Source organism: Jidongwangia harbinensis, from assembly GCF_020216025.1.
GTDB classification, from domain to species: Bacteria; Actinomycetota; Actinomycetes; order Mycobacteriales; family Micromonosporaceae; genus Actinoplanes; species Actinoplanes harbinensis.
Genome location: NZ_JAIWNC010000049.1, coordinates 1 through 17,927 on the forward strand (window position 1 = coordinate 1; position 17,927 = coordinate 17,927).

Annotated in this window: 14 protein-coding genes and 1 pseudogene; 2 read left to right on the plus strand and 13 right to left on the minus strand. The window is 72.6% G+C overall.

Features of this window, described 5'->3' with window-relative positions:
* Positions 1-80 precede the first annotated feature (80 nt).
* The 4 genes from LDL48_RS37750 to LDL48_RS37765 all read right to left on the minus strand — a co-directional run bounded on the left by LDL48_RS37750 (position 81) and on the right by LDL48_RS37765 (position 4,437).
* Positions 81-1,007 (minus strand): carbohydrate ABC transporter permease, encoded by a 927-nt coding sequence (locus LDL48_RS37750; protein WP_225259967.1) that lies wholly within the window; start codon positions 1,005-1,007, stop codon positions 81-83.
* Between the two features lie 12 nt (positions 1,008-1,019).
* Positions 1,020-1,925 (minus strand): carbohydrate ABC transporter permease, encoded by a 906-nt coding sequence (locus LDL48_RS37755; RefSeq protein WP_225259968.1) that lies wholly within the window; start codon positions 1,923-1,925, stop codon positions 1,020-1,022.
* A gap of 38 nt (positions 1,926-1,963) precedes the next feature.
* Positions 1,964-3,361 (minus strand): N-acetylglucosamine/diacetylchitobiose ABC transporter substrate-binding protein, encoded by a 1,398-nt coding sequence (gene ngcE / locus LDL48_RS37760; RefSeq protein WP_225259969.1) that lies wholly within the window; start codon positions 3,359-3,361, stop codon positions 1,964-1,966.
* Between the two features lie 68 nt (positions 3,362-3,429).
* Complete coding sequence (locus LDL48_RS37765) at positions 3,430-4,437, minus strand: MurR/RpiR family transcriptional regulator (RefSeq protein WP_225259970.1); 1,008 nt, start codon at positions 4,435-4,437, stop codon at positions 3,430-3,432.
* A 149-nt stretch (positions 4,438-4,586) separates the two neighbouring features.
* Between LDL48_RS37765 and LDL48_RS37770 the strand changes: the two genes are divergently transcribed.
* A complete protein-coding gene (locus LDL48_RS37770; protein WP_225259971.1) occupies positions 4,587-5,462 on the plus strand; it encodes a bifunctional helix-turn-helix transcriptional regulator/GNAT family N-acetyltransferase in 876 nt (291 codons plus the stop codon).
* A 13-nt stretch (positions 5,463-5,475) separates the two neighbouring features.
* On the opposite strand, the gene murD is transcribed toward LDL48_RS37770, so the two are convergent.
* The gene (gene murD / locus LDL48_RS37775) at positions 5,476-6,825 is read right to left on the minus strand and encodes a UDP-N-acetylmuramoyl-L-alanine--D-glutamate ligase (RefSeq protein ID WP_225259972.1); all 1,350 of its coding nucleotides are present in this window, start codon (positions 6,823-6,825) and stop codon (positions 5,476-5,478) included.
* 69 nt (positions 6,826-6,894) lie between these two features.
* On the opposite strand from murD, the gene LDL48_RS37780 reads away from it, so the two are divergent.
* Complete coding sequence (locus LDL48_RS37780; protein ID WP_504786603.1) at positions 6,895-8,220, plus strand: MurL-like N-terminal domain-containing; 1,326 nt, start codon at positions 6,895-6,897, stop codon at positions 8,218-8,220.
* Here the strand turns inward: LDL48_RS37780 and LDL48_RS37785 are convergent, their stop codons facing one another.
* The 8 genes and pseudogenes from LDL48_RS37785 to LDL48_RS37820 all read right to left on the minus strand — a co-directional run.
* Positions 8,221-9,498 carry an FAD-binding oxidoreductase gene (locus LDL48_RS37785; RefSeq protein WP_225259973.1) on the minus strand — a complete coding sequence of 426 codons (1,278 nt, stop codon included), beginning with the start codon at positions 9,496-9,498 and terminating at the stop codon, positions 8,221-8,223.
* Between the two features lie 1,115 nt (positions 9,499-10,613).
* Positions 10,614-11,765: a MalY/PatB family protein gene (locus LDL48_RS37790; RefSeq protein WP_225259974.1), complete on the minus strand. Its 1,152-nt coding sequence runs from the start codon at positions 11,763-11,765 to the stop codon at positions 10,614-10,616.
* A gap of 220 nt (positions 11,766-11,985) precedes the next feature.
* Positions 11,986-13,440, minus strand: coding sequence for an MFS transporter (locus LDL48_RS37795; RefSeq protein WP_225259975.1), 1,455 nt, complete (start codon positions 13,438-13,440; stop codon positions 11,986-11,988).
* Between the two features lie 12 nt (positions 13,441-13,452).
* Entirely contained in the window at positions 13,453-13,998 is a 546-nt protein-coding gene (locus LDL48_RS37800) for a GNAT family N-acetyltransferase (RefSeq protein ID WP_225259976.1), read from the minus strand.
* Positions 13,999-14,011: 13 nt separating this feature from the next.
* A complete protein-coding gene (locus LDL48_RS37805; RefSeq protein ID WP_225259977.1) occupies positions 14,012-14,824 on the minus strand; it encodes a TrmH family RNA methyltransferase in 813 nt (270 codons plus the stop codon).
* A gap of 6 nt (positions 14,825-14,830) precedes the next feature.
* Complete coding sequence (locus LDL48_RS37810; protein WP_225259978.1) at positions 14,831-15,418, minus strand: dihydrofolate reductase family protein; 588 nt, start codon at positions 15,416-15,418, stop codon at positions 14,831-14,833.
* Between the two features lie 1,237 nt (positions 15,419-16,655).
* On the minus strand, positions 16,656-17,324 hold the full coding sequence (locus LDL48_RS37815) for a hypothetical protein (protein WP_225259979.1): 669 nt from the start codon (positions 17,322-17,324) through the stop codon (positions 16,656-16,658).
* A gap of 235 nt (positions 17,325-17,559) precedes the next feature.
* A pseudogene (locus tag LDL48_RS37820) lies at positions 17,560-17,927 on the minus strand (SPFH domain-containing protein); the annotation flags it as partial.

Here is a 17,927-nt window from a genome sequence, read left to right on the forward strand (position 1 = left end):
GTGGACCAATGTTTTTGTTTTTCACCTGTGCCCCGAGCTGGGTCAACACCAACGCCGTTATCCGGGCACCGACCGGGCGGCTACTTGACCGCGCCCGCGGTGAGGCCGGCCTGGATCTGCCGCTGGAAGATCGCGTACACGATGATCATCGGCAGGATCGACAGGGTGAGCGCGGCGAACAGCGTCGACCATTGCGCCTGGTATCCCGCCGACGTGCTGATGTTGGCGATGCCCTGGGTGAGCACCCACTTGGAGTCGGCGCCCGCGCCCTGCATGATCGCGACCGGCAGCAGGTACTGGTTCCACTGGCCGACGATGTTGAAGATCGTGATGCTGATCAGGCCGGACCGCGCCATCGGCACCATGATCTGGAAGAACGTCCGGGTGTGCGAGGCGCCGTCCACGGTGGCCGCCTCCTCGATCTCCTTGGGCAACGTCTTGAAGAACGCGGCCAGGAAGAACACCGTGAACGGCAGCGAGTAGGCGATGTAGACCAGGATCAGGCCGGTGAACGTGTTGATCAGCCCGAAGCTCTTCAGGATGAAGAACAGCGGCACCAGGGCCATGAACGTGGGGAACGCCAGCCCGGAGACGAACAGGTAGTACAGGAAGCGGTTGCCCCAGAAGCGGTAGCGGGCCAGCACGTACGCCGCCATCGAGCCGAACAGCATGGTGCCGGCGGTGCTGACCGCGACGACGAACACGCTGTTCAGGAAGTACCGGCCGACGTGCGCGGTGTTCCAGGCGTCGACGTACGTCTGGAAGGAGAACGATCCGGGCAGGCCGAACGGCTGGCCGAGGAAGATCTCGGTGTTGGTCTTGAAGGAACTCAGCACCACCCAGATCAGCGGGCCCGCGGTGGCCAGCGCCCAGACGAACAGCGCGATGTGCGCCAGCGTGCTGAACCCGTTGACCTCGCGCTTCACGTCGGGCTTGCGGCCGGCCGTCTTGGCACCGGCCATCCACGGCGGTCCGACCGGGGCGGGGGTCTTGGTGAGGTTGCTCATCGCGGGCCTCTCCTACAGCTCGACGGCGTCGCGGCGGGTGACCCGCAGGGTCAGCGCGGCGAACGCCAGGGTCAGGATGAACAGCGACACACCGAGTGCGGAGGCGTAACCGGCCTGGGAGAACTCGAACGCGTTGCGGTAGATCATCAAACTCAGCACCGAGGTCGCGCCGTCCGGGCCACCGCGTTCCACGCTCATGATGTTCACCAGGGCGAACACGTCGAACGCGGCGATGCCGAGGTACACCCAGGCGACCTGGATGGTGCTCCACAGCAGCGGGATGGTGATCCGGAAGAACAGCGTGACGCGGTTGGCGCCGTCCAGGGCCGCGGCCTCGTAGATCTCGGTCGGCACCGAGCCCATGCCGGCCGAGAACAGCACGACGTAGAAGCCGACGGACTGCCAGACCAGCACCGCGAGGATGCACAGCATGGCGAGCTGCTTGTCGGCGAGGAACAGGATCGGGTCCCAGCCGGCCGGCAGCAGGCCGTTGATCAGGCCGCTGTCGTCCGGCGAGTACACCCGGCCGAAGATCACCGCGACGATGGCCAGGGCGAGCAGCTGCGGGAAGAAGAAGATGATCCGGTACACCTTCGAGCCCCACACGCCCTTCGTCGTCCCGCCCCGGTGTCCGCCGCCCACGTTGAGCAGGAACGCGAACACCAGGGCGATGGCGATCGTGATGATCGGCAGCGCGAGCAGCAGGAACAGGTTGTGCTGGACGGACCGCCAGAACAGCTCGTCGTTCCAGAGTTCCACGAAGTTGTCGAAGCCCACGTAGCTGATCGGGCCGAGCCCGGACCAGTCGGTGAACGCCAGCTGGAACGTCTGGACGTATGCCGCGACCACGAAGGTGACGTAGAGCGTCACCGGCACGGCAAGGAAACCGATGATGAAGGGATACTTGCCGTGCCGCATGGCGTCCTCTCAGGGGTTCCGGTCGGGGTGGGGCGATCTCAGATGGCGCTGGCGGCCTTCTGCATGCGGTCGCAGAACTTGTCCGCGGTACCGCCGTTGAACATCAGCTCGTTGGTGGCCGCCTGGCACTCGGTGTCGAGCTTCTTGTACAGCTCCGGCCAGCGGTAGCCGAAGTAGTCCTTGCCGGCCGCCTTGACCAGCTCGTTGCCGCTGGACAGGCCGGGCGACACGGTGAGGCCGTCGGCCGCGCCCTGGACCACGGTGAGCACCTTGGTCAGCTTGGTGAAGCCGGCCGCGGCCTCCTTGGACAGCATGTGCCGGAGGAACTCCATGCCGCCGCGCGGGTTCTTGCCCTTGCTGGACACGTAGTACATCTCGCCGGCCGCCGCGTAGATCGCGGTCTGCGGCAGCTTGTCGGCGCCGGTGATGCTGGGCATCGGGATGACCGCGTACTCGAAGCCGGCCGGGGTGTCCTTGGCCTGCTCGTTCTCCAGCCAGGACCCGCACGGGTAGAACGCCACCCGGTCCTGGTTCTGCTGCAGCTGGACCTCGGTGTGCCGCAGTCCGGAGAACTTCTTGTCGGAGTACTTGGCACCGATCTCGGCCCAGGCGGCCGCGGCCTGCTTGACCGGTTCCGCGGTCCAGGCGCCGTCCGCGTTCTCGTCGATCGCCTTCAGGACCTCCGCGCCACCGATCTTGGCCGCGCTGGTCAGGATGGCGAGGTACTGGTAGTAGGCGGCGTTCGCACCCGCGTACGCGAACGGGGTGATGCCCTTGGCCTTGATCTGGTCGAGCAGCGTGGTGAACTCGGCCCAGGTCTTCGGCAGGGTCCAGTTGTTCTTCTTGAACAGCGCGGCGTTGTACCAGAGGCCGTAGACGGTGAACGCGTAGTTCAGCACCATCGGCTTGCCGTCGAACAGGCCCTGCTCGTAGGCGCCCGGTACCAGCGTGTCCTTGACGGTCTTACCGGCGATGTCCACCGACGGCGCGTTGAACATGTCGGTGAGGTCCTGGGCCTGGCCCGCCTTGACGATGGCGGCCATGTCCATCAGGCCGGCGCCGGCGTTGTTGACCATGTCCGGCGGGGTGCCGGCGTTAATCCGCGGCTGGACGACCTTGCCGATCTCGGTGGTCTCGCTGAACGCGACCTTGGACTCCGGGAACAGCTTGTTGTACGACGGGATGTCCACGTCGGTGGCGTACTTGGTGCCCAGGCCGCCGTTGAAGATGATGATCTCCAGCGGGGCCTTCGGGTCGACACCCAGCGGGTTGGTGTCGGACTTCGCGCCCTCCGCCTGGTCCTGGGTCTTCTCCTCGCCGCCGCCGACGCAGGCGCTCAGCATGCCGACCGCGGGGGTGGCGAGCAGGCCCACGGCGGCCGCGCGACGCAACAGGGTGCGCCGGTCAAGCTCGGGCTTGGTAAATACGTCGGTCATCGTAGTTCTCCTCGTGTCGGGCCCGGGAAGGGATGTTCATATCGGATTCGGGGTGTGTCGGGTGCGGATCAGGGTGATGCGGTCCCGTCCTTGACGGCTTTGTGCCCGTGCACCGCCTGGGCGGTGCGCTGGAACGCGGCGTGCGATCGTTCGTGGGTCCGCTGCGCGACGGCGACGTAGAGCAGGTCGAGGACGACCAGCTGCGGGTGGCGCGCGCTCAGCGCGTCCGGCCGGAACGTGGTCGCCTGGGTGGCGGTGAGCAGCACGATGTCGGCCAGCTCGGCCAGCGGGGAACGCCGGAAGCTGGTCAGCGCGATCGTGGTCGCGCCCCGGCTGCTGGCCTCGGCCAGCAGCTCTATGGTCTCCCCGGTCGCGCCGCTGTGCGAGATGCCGAGCGCGACGTCGCCGGGGCGGGACAGGGCGGCGCTGGCCAGGCCGTTGTGGACATCGGTCCAGGCCCACGCGGGTACGCCGATCCGGTGCAGGCTGAACTGCATCTCCTCGCCGACCAGCGCACTGCCGCTGGCGCCGAAGATGTTCACCCGGGGCGCGGCGGCTACGGCGACCGCCGCCCGTTCCACCTCGGACAGATCGAGCAGCGACGCGGTGTCGTGCATGGCCCGGGTGTCGGCCGCCATGATCTGCCCGAGTACCCGTTCGAGCGGGTCGCCCGGCTGGATCTCCCGGCCGATGTCGACGGTCCACCCGGCGGACCGGGCCCGTCCGGTTTCCGCCGCGATGCCGAGCCGGAGGTCGGCGTACCCGTCGAAGCCCAGGGCCCGGCAGAACCGGGTGACCGTGGCCGGCGAGGTGCCGCTGCGCTCGGCCAGTTCCACGATGGTGGCGCGGGACGCGGCGGCCGGGTCCGCGAGCACCTGCTCGGCCACCCGCTGGAGCGCGCCGGTGAACTCCGGCAGCAGGGTCCGGACCCGCACCAGGACGCCGTCGTCCCGGCCCGGCATCGGCGCCGCGTCGAGCGCGTCGCCGGTGCCATTGCGTTCCGGCGGGACCTGGTCGCGCACGTCGGCGTCGGCGACCGCGGTGGAGGCGGTGCCGTCGGCCTCGGGCTCGACCATGCGGGGTCCCTTCATAAGGAGTGTTAACTGTCGCGGTAAAAGTTCTTACTACGAGACCCCCTGTGTCAAGAATCTGGGTGAAGTTTTCAAACCGTTACCTGAAAAACTTTTTATCTGACCCAGGTCAGAGATTGCTCTAGCATCGCGGAATGGACCCCTCCGACCCCGTTGAGCAGGTACGCGACTTCAACCGCTACTACACCCGCCGGCTCGGCATCCTGGCCGACCGCTACCTGGGCCAGGACCGCCCGCTCAGCGAGGCCCGGCTGCTGTACGAGATCGGCGACGCCACCACGGTCCGCGAACTGCGGGCCCGGCTCGGGCTCGACTCCGGCCACCTGAGCCGGCTGCTGCGCTCGCTGGAGGAGCACGGGCTGGTGCGGACCCACCCCCATCCCGAGGACGGCCGGGTCCGCGTCGCTGCGCTCACCCCCGCCGGGGTACGCGAACGCGCCGACCTGGACGCCCGGTCACGCGCCGGGATCGGCGAGTTGCTCGGCCCGCTGACCCCCGAACAGCGCCGACGGCTGGTGGCCGCCCAGGCCGAGGTCCGCACGCTGCTGCGCCTGGCCGCCGTGACGGTCGACCCGGTGGCCGACGACTCCGCCGAGGCCCGCCACTGCCTGGCGGCGTACGCCGCGGAACTGTCCGTCCGTTTCCCCGAGGGCTACCAGGAGTCCGCGCTGCTGCGACCCGGCGAACTCACCGCCGGCCCGGGCGAGTTCCTGGTGGCGCGCGAGGAGGACCGGCCGGTCGGCTGCGGCGTGTGGCAGCGGCTCGGCCCCGGCACCGCCGAGATCCGGCACCTGTGGGTCGACCCGGGCGCCCGCGGGCTCGGGCTGGGACGCCGGCTGCTCGGCCGGCTGGAGGACGGCGCGGCCGCACACGGCTTCGGCACCGTCCGGCTGGGTACCCACCACGTCCTCACCGAGGCCGCCGCGCTGTACCTGAGCAGCGGCTACCGGGAGATCCCGCGCTACGACGACGGGCCGTACCACCAGCGGGCCTTCGAGAAGACCCGGTGACCGCCGCCGGGTGCTAGACCGCGGTGTCCCGGACCGCCTCGACGAACGCCTCCGAACGGTGCTCGAAGTTGCGGTACCGCCCGTAGCTCGGCGCGGCCGGCGACAACAGCACCACGCCGCCGGCCGGGGTGACCTTGCGGGCCAGCCCGACCGCCGCCGGCAGGTCCTCGGCGACCTCGGTACGCACGCCGGGCAGGCCGGCCAGCTCGGCCACGATCCGCGGCCCGGAGTCCGGGATGCCGATCACGGTCAGCTCCCGGTCCCGCAGGTGCTCGCGTAACGGCGCGTAGTCCAGGCCGCGGTCGGTGCCGCCGACCAGCACGGTGAGCGGACGGTCCAGGTAGGCGTCGATGGCGTGCATGGCCGAGTACGGGCTGGTGGAGAGCGTGTCGTCGACGAACGTCACCCCGGACGGGTCCTCGATCTCGGCCAGCCGGTGCGGAAGACCCCGGAAACCGCGTACCGCCGCCTCGATCGCCGGATCGCGGACGTCCACCCCCAGACCGTCCAGCACGGCCAGCGCGACGCAGAGATTCCGCCCGTTGTGCACGCCGCGCAGCGCGAACGCGCTGCGCGGGAAGAGCGGCTCGTCGCTGCAGTAGACCAGGTCGTCGGCGTCCACCCGGAACCGCGAGTCGCCGGCCGCCGCCGGCACCGGCGCGAACCCGGAGGCGTCGGTGCGGCCGGACACCTCCGCGACGAGCCGCTCGTCGGCGCCGTTGATCACGATCAGTTCCGGACCGTGGGCCAGCAGGTTGAGCTTGTCCCGGTAGTACTCCCGCTCGCCGCCGTGCGCGTCCAGGTGCTCCGGGAACAATGACGTGACCACCGCCACCCGCGGCGAGTCGGTGAGGTCGCTGCACTGGTAGCTGGACAGCTCCAGCACGTACCGCTCCGCCTCCGGCAGGTCCAGCAGCGGTACGCCGATGTTGCCGCCGAACACGTTCGGCCGGCCGGCCGCCGCGAGCAGGTGGCTGATCAGGCTGGACGTGGTGCTCTTGCCCTTGCTGCCGGTGACGCCCACGGTCGCCGCCGCGTGGTCGGCCAGCCACAGCGCGCTGCCGCCGGTGATGGTGATCCCCCGGCCGCGCAGCTCGGCCATCCACGGATGGGTCTGCGGCACCCCCGGCGACCGGACCACCACGTCCGCCGCGGCCAGCGCACCGAACGCGTGCTCGCCGCCGGCCAGCGGCGCCAGCCGGGCCAGGTCGCCCTCCCACGGCACGGACAGGAAGTTCGCGCTGTCGTCGACCGCCATCAACCGGGCGGGCCGGTGCGCGGCGATCGCGGTGACCGCGGCGCGGCCCTCGCGGCCGGTACCCCAGACGGCAACCGAACGGCCCCGCAGGTCAGCCAGGCGCACGGTACATCTCCCCCAGTCGCTGGACAGTCGCACTAGTATTGCTCGCCGGCGCGACGACGGGAGTCTTGGGTGCGTTCGCAGTACGAAGTCATGCGGTTCCCCGCATACCGGTTCGATCCCGAGACCGGTGTGGCCGAATTCGACTACCTGCTCGACGGGCCCGAGCCCCTGCACTTCACCGAGACCGTCACGCTGCCCGTGCCGGACTCCCCCGGCCCGGTGGAAACCGTCCGCCGGGTGCTGGACCTGCTGCACGTGGTGGCCGGCGTCAGCTACTTCAAGGTGGGCGCGCCGGCCCGGGTCGAGGCCCCGGCGGCGGTGCCGGCCGAGGCGGCCGCGCTGTTCACCGCGGTCTACACCAAGGGCATGGCCGAGTACGCGTACCGCAACGACCTGCCGCACGTGCTCGACCTGGTGGTGGACGTGCCGTCGCTGTCCGCGCCCGCCACACCGGTGGACAACGCCGACCGTCGCCCGCTGTCGGCCGTCGGCGGCGGCAAGGACTCGATCGTCACGCTGGAGATCCTGCGGGCCGCCGGGCTGGACCCGGTGCCGTTCTCGGTGAACCCCAACCCGGTCATCGTCAACGTCAACACCGCCTCCGGGCTGCCCGCGCTGGCCGCCCGCCGCCGCCTGGACCCGCGCCTGTTCGAGCTGAACGCGGCCGGCGCGCGCAACGGCCACATCCCGGTCACCGCGATCAACTCGCTGATCGCGGTGGCCGCCGCGACCTGGCACGGACTGGGCCCGGTGGTGATGTCCAACGAGCGGTCCGCGTCCGACCCCAATCTGATCTGGAACGGTCACGAGGTGAACCACCAATGGTCCAAGGGCGTGGCCGCCGAGGGGCTGCTGCGGGCCGCGGTGGTCGCGCACACCGGGCTGACCGAGCCGTACTTCTCGATGCTGCGCTCGCTGTCCGAGTTGCACATCGCCCAGCTGTTCGCCGCACACACCCGGTACGACCCCGTCGTCACCAGCTGCAACCAGGCGTTCAAGCTGCACGACCCGACGGCCCGCTGGTGCGGCGACTGTCCGAAGTGCCGGTTCGTGTTCCTGGCCATGGCGCCGTTCATGCCACGCGAGCGGCTCACCGGCATCTTCGGGCTCGACCTGTTCGCCGACCCGGCGCAGCTGCCCGGCTACCTGGAACTGCTCGGCATCGACGCGCACAAGCCGTTCGAGTGCGTCGGCGAGGTGGAGGAGTCGCTGGTCGCGCTGACCCTGCTGAGCGAGCAGGAACAGTGGCGGGACGCTCCGGTGCTGACCGCGCTGCGGGCGGCCGTACCCGCCTCGGCCTGGATCGCCGCCTCCGCCGACGACGTGCTCACGCCCGGCGGCCCGACGTACGTCCCGCCCGCGTACGCGAAGATCCTGGCGGACGCGCTGGCCTGATCAGGGTTGCGGGTCGTGGTGGATCCGCTCCGGTGACACGCCCAGCATCCGCAGGGCGGCGCTGGTCGCGGCCAGCATGACCGGCGGCCCGGCCAGGTAGACCTCGGCGCCGGACCACTCGCCGTACGCCGCGATCGCGTCGGTCACCAGCCCCGACGCGTACGGGCCGGCCTCGCCCTCGGACACCACCGGCACCACGGTGGCGCGGCGGCAGGCCCGGGCGATGTCGGCGATGTCCTCGATGTCGTACAGCTCGTCCAGGTCACGGACCCCCCAGAACAGCACCGCCGACCGCCGGTCGCCGGTCGCGGCCAGCTCCGCCAGCATCGCCTTCAACGGCGCCACCCCGGTGTCCCCCGCCACCAGCAGCAGATCCCGGGCCGGATGCTCGGGCAGCCCCATCTCCCCCTCGGCCCGCCCGAACCGCACCGTGTCACCGACCGCGGTGCGGTACACCAGCGCGCCGCTCACCCCCGCCGCACTCTTCGCCCGCACGTGCAGCTCGATCAGATTGTCCCGCCGGGGCGAACCGGCCAGCGAGTACGGCCGCCACACCCCGGCCAGCTCCGGCACCTCCACCCGGGCGAACTGCCCCGGCCGGAACGGCATCGGCAGGTACGGACGCAGCCGCAGCACCGCCAGATCGGGGCGGCGCAGCTCGTGCGACACCACCACCGCGGTCCACACCGCCGGCTGGTACGCCCGGGCCGCCTCGCCGTGCGCCATCCACTCGTGCACGTGCTGCCAGGTCGTACGCCACGCCTGATCGAAGTCCTGCCGCCAGCCGTTCGCCGCCATCCCGGCACGCATCGCCTCGGCCAGCGCGGCCCCGGTCAGCTGCAACTGCTGCCCCGGCACCCCGCACTCGGCCAGCGCCGCACCCAGTTGCGCACAGCCGGCCGCCAGCACCGGCGGCTGGTCCAGGTTGTGCACCAGCCAGGTGAGCGCCAGGGCCAGCTGTTCCCGCTGCCACTGCGGGTTGCCCGGCAGCGCGGCCAGCACCTGCGGCCGGGCCTGCAGCAGGGCCGCGCGCAGCCGCTCCGCCACCTCCTCCGGCCCGCCGGCCATCGACAGGCTGTTGCCGAGGAGCCGCTGAATCTCCCGCAACGCGACGTCGTCCGCGGGGTCCATGCCGTCGACCGGGGCGAGCCGGGCCGGAGGCACGACGCCGGTCACCGGCGGGACGGCCGCCGGGGGCAGCGGCGGCACGAGGCCGGGGTTGGGCGGTTCGGGGTGCTGACCCGGTACCGGGCGGTCGACCGGCGAGACACCCGACACGCCGCCCACCGGGAACGAGGCGCCGGTGATCGGGGTGAGGGAGGCGGTGTGGTGCGGGGCCGGGGTCCACGGGTGGATCGGGGGGTGGAGGCGTGCGGGAGGTGTGGGCTTGGCCGGGCCGGCCGGGAGGTTCGGGGTTGCCGGGACGGCCGGGAGGTTCGGGGTTGCCGGGCCGGCCGGAAGGTTCGGCGTGGCCGGGCCCGCCGGGAAGTTCGGGGTCGCCGGGGCGACCGGGAGGTTGGGGGTGGCCGGGACGTTGGGGGTGGCCGGGACGTTGGGGGTGGCCGGCGGGGGTGACGGGGGCGTCGCGGCAGGGGGGTGGGGGTGCGGCGGCGCCGGCGGCAGGTTCGCCGGTGGGAGGTGCGGGTGGATGTTCGTCGCCGGCCGGTAAGGAGTGGGCCTTGCGGCCTCGGGGCTGGGTGGGGTGACGGACCGGGGCTTGACCGGTCCGGCCCCCTGACCGGCGAGTTCTTGGCTGTGGTGGTCGCGGAGCACTTCGCGCGACGGGTGGGCGGGCGGCAGCGACGCCGTACCGTCGGCGGCCCCTGCGGCTCCGGCGGCCAGGCGGGCGATCGGATCGACATTGGCGGGCCGCGCCCCGTGCTCGGGTCCGGCCGGTTCGGCGGCCCCGTCGCCCGCCGGCCGGGAGTCGTCGGGCGCGCCCGGTTCGGCGGGTCCGAGCGCCGCCCGGGCGGGACCGGCCGGCAGGCTCGGGTGACTCGCGGGAGTCGGCTGCGGGGCGGCAGCGGACGGCGGGACAGCAGATGGTGGGGCGGCAGCAGATGGTGGGGCGGCAGCAGATGGTGGGGCGGCAGACGGCGGCGCGGCAGACGGCGGGCCAGCAATAGACGGCGGGGCAGCAGCAGACGGCGGTGGGACAGCAGACGGCGGCACAGCGGACGGCGTACCCCCGAATGGCGCACCCCCGGACAACGCGGCGGTCGCATCTGCCGCACCGGCCTCCGCGGCCTCGGGTGCGGCCTGCCGCAGCCGGATGGCGCGCAGCAGTGCGCGCAGATGCGGGTCGGAACCTGAACCGGACGACACGTGCACACCCCCGAACCCGCGACGAAGCGACCCGTACAACCGTACTGCCGCATCGGCAGGTTCGATGCCTACCCGGTCACAGCACCGGCCATGCGGGCGAGTGCTTCGTCCAGAACGGCGGGTCCGGTGCCGAAGTTCAGGCGCACGTGGCCCGCGCCGGCGGCTCCGAAGCGCAGCCCGGGTTCGACCGCGACGCGGCCGCGTTCCAGGAAGAGGTCGCGGGGTTCGTTGTCCTGGCCCAGGCGGGTGCAGTCCAGCCAGGCCAGGAACGTGGCCTGCGGCGGATGCCAGCGCACCATCGGCAGGCGGTCGCGCAGCAGTTCGCCGAGCTGGGTACGCCGGGCGGCCAGCGTGGTCAGCAACTGGTCCAGCCAGGGGCCGCCGTCGCGGAATGCGGCCACCGACGCCAGCACGCCGAGGTGACCGGTGCGCCAGCGGGTGTCGGGTGGCAGCCGGTCGACCACCGCGGCCATCGGCGGGGACGCGGCCACCACCGCGGCGCACTTCAGGCCGGCCAGGTTGAAGGCCTTGCTGGCGGACACCACGCTGAGCGCGACGTCGGCCGCGCCGGGCACGGTGAGCAGCGGCGTGAACGTGGCACCGGGCAGCACCAGCGGCGCATGGATCTCGTCGCTCACGATGGTCACCCGGTACAGGCGGGCCAGCCGCACCAGCGCCGCCAGTTCGTCCGCGTCGTGCACCCGGCCGACCGGGTTGTGCGGGTTGCAGAGCAGGTAGACGGCCGGGTGGGTGGCGAACGCCCGCTCCAGCGCGGCCAGGTCGAGCCGGTAGCCGTCGTCGCCGTACCCCAGTGGCACCTCCAGCAGCCCGGCACTGGCCTCCGGCGACCAACCGAAGAACGGCGGGTACGCCGGGGTGCTGATCGCCACCACCTCGCCGGGCCGGACCAGCGCGCGGAGCAACTCGACCACGCCCACGCCGACGTCGGTGACCGCGGTGACGGTGGCCGGGTCCACCGCCCAGTTCCAGCGTTTCGCGGCGAACCCGGCGAACGCCTCGCCCAGCTCCGGCACCGCGGCCGAATAGCCGGTGTCGGACGCCTCCACCGCCTCCCGCAGCACGTCGAGCACCGGCGGCGCCAGGCCGAAGTCCATCTCCGCGACGGTCAGCGGAATGACATCCTCGGGATAGGTACGCCACTTGGCGCTGCGCCGGCGGCGCAGGGCGGCCAGCGGGGCGACGGGCAGTTCGGCGCTCACCGTCCCATCCTCCCGCGATTGCGGTGTCCACGCCCACCGCTAAGTGGGACCACTAACGTGCCGGTCCCGACCTCCGACCGGCACCGGCGGCGGGCACGGGCCGCAACTCGCCGCCCGCCGGAACCGCCCCGCGGCGGCGTCCCGGCCGCGGCGCCCGCGGGCCGACCTGCGCCACAGCCCGGACCCCGGCGAATCCCTTGTGGATCAGCCGCGCCGCCCCTCACCGGCCGGCTGCCGGAGACGCGCGGGGTCGTGGGCGCAGCGCCGGGGCGGCGGCCGCCACGAACAGCGCCAGCACGACCGGGATGGACAGCGCCCAGGCCAGGCCGACCACCTCGGCGGCGGCGCCGATCACCAGCGGGCCGACGACGAAGCCGAGAAAACCCATGCTCGCCACCCGGGCGATGGACTGTCCGGCGCGCGCCGGGTCGCGGTTCCCGGCCGCCGAGAAGACCTGCGGCGCGATGCAGGACAGGCCCGCGCCCAGGCAGCCGAACCCCACCACCCCGGCAACCGGATGGTCGATCAGCAGTCCCACCGCGAGACCGGTCGCGGCGAGCGCGCCGCTGACCCGGACCAGCCGCACCGGGCCGAGCGCCGTGGCGAGCCGGTCGCCGACCAGCCGGCCCACCGTCATCATGATCGCGAACGCGGCGTAGGCACCGGCCGCGAACCCGGCCGTGCTGCCGAGGGTGTCGCGCAGGTACACGGCACTCCAGTCGGCGGCCGCGCCCTCACCCACCAGGCAGCAGAACACCAGCACGCCGAGGAAGAAGACCCCGCGCTCAGATCCGCCCTCCGGCGCCGACGCGGCCGATCCCCCCACGCCCGCCGCCCCGGAGGAGGCCACCGACCCCGCAGCGCCCACCGCACCCGCGGGAACCGCCGATCCGGCAGCATCCGCCGCTCCCCCGGGCTCGGCCGCTCCCCCGGGCTCGGCCGCTCCCCCGGGCTCGGCCGCTCCCCCGGGCTCGGCCGCTCCCCTGGGCTCCGCCGATCCGGCAGCATCCGCCGCTCCCCCGGGCTCCGCCGCTCCCCTGGGCTCGGCCGCTTCCTCGGGCTCCGCCGGTCCGTCCAGGGCGGCCGAACCGCCGCCCCCTGGTTGCCGCAGCCGCCACCGCCCGGCTCCGGCCGCCACCACCATCACGCCGGCGGCCACCGCCAGGAAGGTGATCCCCGCGCTCAGGTCGGCCGCCGCGAAGAGGCCGCCGACCGCCGCGCCGACGAAGCCGCCCACGCTGTACACCGCATGGAAGGATGACATGATCGAACGTCGCCAGGCCCGTTCCACCTCGACCGCGTGGGCGTTCATGGCGATGTTGAGCATGCCGTGGGCGGTGCCGAACGCGAACAGGCACAGGCACAGCGACCACAGCGCACCCGCGTACGCCGGGGTGACCAGCAGGACGCCGTCGACCACCGCGACCGGTGCCATCAGCCGGGCGCCGCCGAAGCGGTCGGCCAGCGGACCCATGGCCTGCATGCCGGTGATCGCCCCGGCCGCGAACGCCAGCAGGCCCAGGCTCAGCTCGCCGTCGCTCAGGCCCAGCCCGGCCTTGACCGCCGGGATGCGGGCGGTCCATGCGCCGAGCACGGTGCCGTACAGCAGGAACAGCAGCGACACGGCGATCCGGCCACGGCGCAGGGCGGCCGGATCGTCCACGACCGTCGTCACGGTGCCTCCGGATCAGGGTTGCGGGTGCGGGTTCCGCATGCGGTAGAGCACGCTCGGCCGGAGCGGGCCCGGTGGTGCGGTCGGGTCGTCGAAGTCGTCGGCCGGGTCGTGGGTCATGCCGAGGCGGCGCATCACCGCGTGCGAGCGCACATTGCCCGCGGCCGCCACGGCGAGGATCTCGGGGCGGGCCAGCGGGCCGAAACCGTACGCCAGGCAGGCGCGGGCGGCCTCGGTGGCGTACCCGTGGCCCCAGGCGGACCGGGCCAGCCGCCAGCCGATCTCCAGGCCGTGGAACGGCATGCCCTCGTCGACCGGATCGAGGCCGGCGAAGCCGACGAACGCGCCGGTCTCGACCACTTCGACCGCCCACCAGCCCCAGCCGCGCGCCGCCAGGTCGGACCGGAAGCGGTGCAGCGAGGCGGCGCTCTCCTCCGGGGTCAACGTGCCGGGGAAGAACTCGCGGACCTCCGGGTCGGCGTTGAGCGCCGCCCACGGGTCCAGGTCGTCGTCCCGCCACTGCCGCAGCAGCAGCCGGTCGGTGCGCAGTTGTCCGGTCACGTGGCCCCTCCGGTCAGCCGGGATCGTCGTCGCGGCTCAGTTCCCAGAACGCGACCGCCGCGGCCGCCGCCACGTTGAGTGAGTCGACGTTGCGGCGCATCGGGATGCGGACCCCCACGTCGCTGGCCGCCAGCGCGTGCCGGGACAGGCCGGGGCCCTCCGCGCCGAGCAGCAGCGCCGCGCGCTCCCGCTGGTCGGGTTTGAGGCGCTGGATCGGCACCGCGTCGGGCGCGGGGGTGAGGGCCAGCACCGTGAACCCGGCCGCCCGGACCTGGTCCAGGCCGTCCGGCCAGGGCTCGATCCGGGCGTACGGTACCGCGAACACCTCGCCCATGCTGACCCGGACACTGCGGCGGTAGAGCGGGTCGGCGCAGGTCGGGGACAGCAGCACCGCGTCGATGCCGAGCGCCGCCGCGCCGCGGAACACGGCACCGATGTTGGTGTGGTTGTTGACGTCCTCCAGGATCGCCACCCGGCGGGCGCCGGCCAGGACGTCGTCGGCGCTGCGCAACGGCAGCCGGTGGAACGAGGCCAGCACCCCGCGGTGGACGTGGAAGCCGGTGGCGCGCTCCAGCACCGCGGGCGTGGCCGTGTAGACCGGGGCGTCGTCCGGCAGGTCGGCGAGCTGGTCGGCGCGCTTGGCGTCGATCAGGTAGGACCGCGGCCGGTATCCGGCCCGCAGGGCGCGCCGCAGGACCAGCTCGCCCTCCGCGATGAACAGGCCGTTCGGCGGCTCCCAGCGGGTACGGAGTTCCAGGTCGGTGAGCGCACGGTAGTCACCGAGGCGCTCGTCGTCGGGATCGGTGATCGGGTGTACGGCGGGCACGGGCGCTCAGCCGACCCGGTAGCTGAGGTGGGTGGCGTGCCCGGACGGCCGGACGTGGGTCTGCCGGAGCACGCGCGGCGACCCGCCGTCGAACAGCGGCGTGCCGGCGCCCAGCAGCACCGGCGCCAGATGCAGCCGCAACTCGTCGAGCAGGCCGCGTTCGAGCGCGCCGCGGATCACCGTGGCCCCACCCATGATCACCACGTCCCGCCCCTCGGCCAGGGCGACGGCCTTGGTGACCGCACTGCCGATGCCGTCGACCACGAACGTGAACCGCTCGCCCAGCCGGGTGGACTCCGGCGGCGTGCGGGTGACCACCAGAACGGGTGGCATGCCCGCCTCGGGACCGCCGTATCCCCTCTCGTCGGTCCACCCGTGCGGGCCGTCCACGAAGTCGAACACCCGCCGGCCCATGATGACCGCGCCGGTCGCGTCGCTGGTCTCGGCGAGCACCGCGGCGTCGACGGCATCGCCGTCGGTGACCCACCGGTGCAGTTCGTCGCCGCCGCGGCCGAGGCCATGTGCGAGATCGGGATCCGGGCCGGTCACGAACCCGTCGAGCGACACGGTGATGTCGCCCACCACTTTCGACATGACCCGCTCCTCCCTCGACCGTGCAGAGGAGCATGCCACCCCGGTACGACAGAAACAGCGCCGGAGTACCGCCATCGCGGCATCGCACGAGTCACCCGCCACCCCAGCCACCCGCTACCACGGCCACCCGCCACCACGGCCACCCGCTACCACGGCCACCCGCCACCACGGCCACCCGCCACCCCAGCCACCCGCCACCACGGCTACCCGCCACCACGGCTACCCGCCGCCACAGGCGCCAGAAGTTCCTGGTGCCCCCGACCCACTGCCCCGCCGCGCCCTTTTGTCCGAAATGCGAACCTATCCCGGCAAGGTCTTGAAGGCTCGGACGAATCTTGGAGCCGCAACGCCCCCTGAGGGCCATCGCGCTCCAAGATCTGCCCACGCCTCCAAGATCTGCCACGCGCCGCCACCATCTGCCACTTGAGTTTCGCCCTCTCGGCACCGCGGCCGCCTCGACCGCGGCCGCCGTTCGCCCAGCTCAGCCCGTCTCGTCACGATGCGCGGAACCAGCACCGGCGCAATCCGCAAAGGCGTCCGGCTCGGAGCGCCAACCGGCCACCGTATCGCCGCGCCGGTTCACGTGTGGACTTCCGGCACCCACCGCACCCCAACTCCACACGCCCCCACCACAGCTGCAGAATGTGCGGACTCACGGCACCCACCACACCCCAACTCCACACGCCCCCACCACAGCTGCAGAATGTGCGGACTCACGGCACCCACCACACCCCAACTCCACACGCCCCCACCACAGCTACAGACCGCGCGGACTCACGGCACCCACCACACCCCAACTCCACACGCCCCCACCACAGCTACAGACCGCGCGGACTCACGGCACCCACCACACCCCAACTCCACACGCCCCCACCACAGCTACAGACCGCGCGGACTCACGGCACCCACCACACCCCAACTCCACACGCCCCCACCACAGCTACAGACCGCGCGGACTCACGGCACCCACCACACCCCAACTCCACACGCCCCCACCACAGCTACAGACCGCGCGGACTCACGGCACCCACCACACCCCAACTCCACACGCCCCCACCACAGCTACAGACCGCGCGGACTTACGGCACCCACCACACCCCAACTCCACACGCAGCAACAGCGCGGCAGAGCGTGCGGAAACGGCGGCGCCGCGCGAGCGGCGAGACCCGCGACCACCCGGGCTCAACGTGCGAAAAGCCGAGCCACCACGCGCGCGCCCCAGGCCCAGTGCGGAAGGTCAGGACGGCGGGATCAGCCGGTTACCGGTCCAGGCGATCCCCATGCCCGCCGCCAGCAGCAGCAACGCACCGACCGTAGGCAGCGGCTTGACCGCGTACGTACCGGCGCCGATCGACACCGCCGCCAGCATCAGCAGGATTCCGTCGGCGGGGTTGACCAGCTTGGAACGGAACACCGCCCAGCCCAGCAGCAGCCAGCCGAGACCGAACACCCCGGCTCCGACCAGCGACGCGGTGTGTACCCGGTCGGCGGGCAGCGCGACGCCGTCCGGGCCGACGCCGGCCGGCAGTGCGGCGAACGGCAGCAGGAGCACCAGCCCGGCCAGGCCGATGAGCAGGCCGAGCAGGGCGGATCTGCGGGTACGGGACGCGGCGAGCAGGCCGGTCAGCGCGATCATGGCGATGGTGGCGGTCCAGCCGGCGGCCAGTCCGACCGGCAGCGGGCCGGGTGGCGTGTCCACGCCGAGCGTGGACCAGCCGAGCAGGACGGCGCTGAGCGGCAGGGCCCAGAGGGCGGCACGAGCGTACCGGCGGACCGACCAGATCCACACCACGTCGCGTACCGGGAGCACCGGGTCCTCGTCGCCGGCCGGGCGGGCACCGCCGACCCAGGCGGGTGCGACCCGCAGGGGCCGTCCACTCGCGGTCTGGTGCTGGCTGATGCTCATGGGCCCGCCTCGCTCACGGTCAGCCGAGCGGCCGGGGGTCCGGTCGGAGATTTCTCGCGTCAGCATCCCAAATGGACAGCGTCGAGATGCGCGAAACGCCCAAAAAGGGAGCAGTGATACTGGCGGGGCACATGAGCCGGCCGGTCCCGCGGGGCGGGACCGGCCGGAAGGTGGTGCGTGGTCAGCCGCGTTCGGGCTGGCCGGCGCCGTTGTAGTCGGTGGCGGTGGTGCGTGGTCAGCCGCGTTCGGGCTGGCCGGCGCCGTTGTAGTCGGTGGTGCCGAGCGCCGCGGACGGCGGTACCGGCTCGCCGGCGGTCAGGCCCTTCGGGGCGTCGCTGGAGACCTGGGCGGCCGCCTCGCGTACCTGCGCGTTGACCGCCGCGGCCTCGTCCGCCGCGGCCTGCGCCGCCTCCGCCGCCTCGCGCTCGACCGCACCGGAGTCGACCGCGTCGGACGGCTTGTCGCCGACCATGTTGGCCAGCCCGCCGAGCGCGCCGCCGAGGCCCTCCATGGCCTTGCTCAGCTCGGTCGGGATGATCCAGACCTTGTTCGCCGTGCCGTTGGCGATCTGCGGCAGAGACTGCAGGTACTGGTACGCCAGGA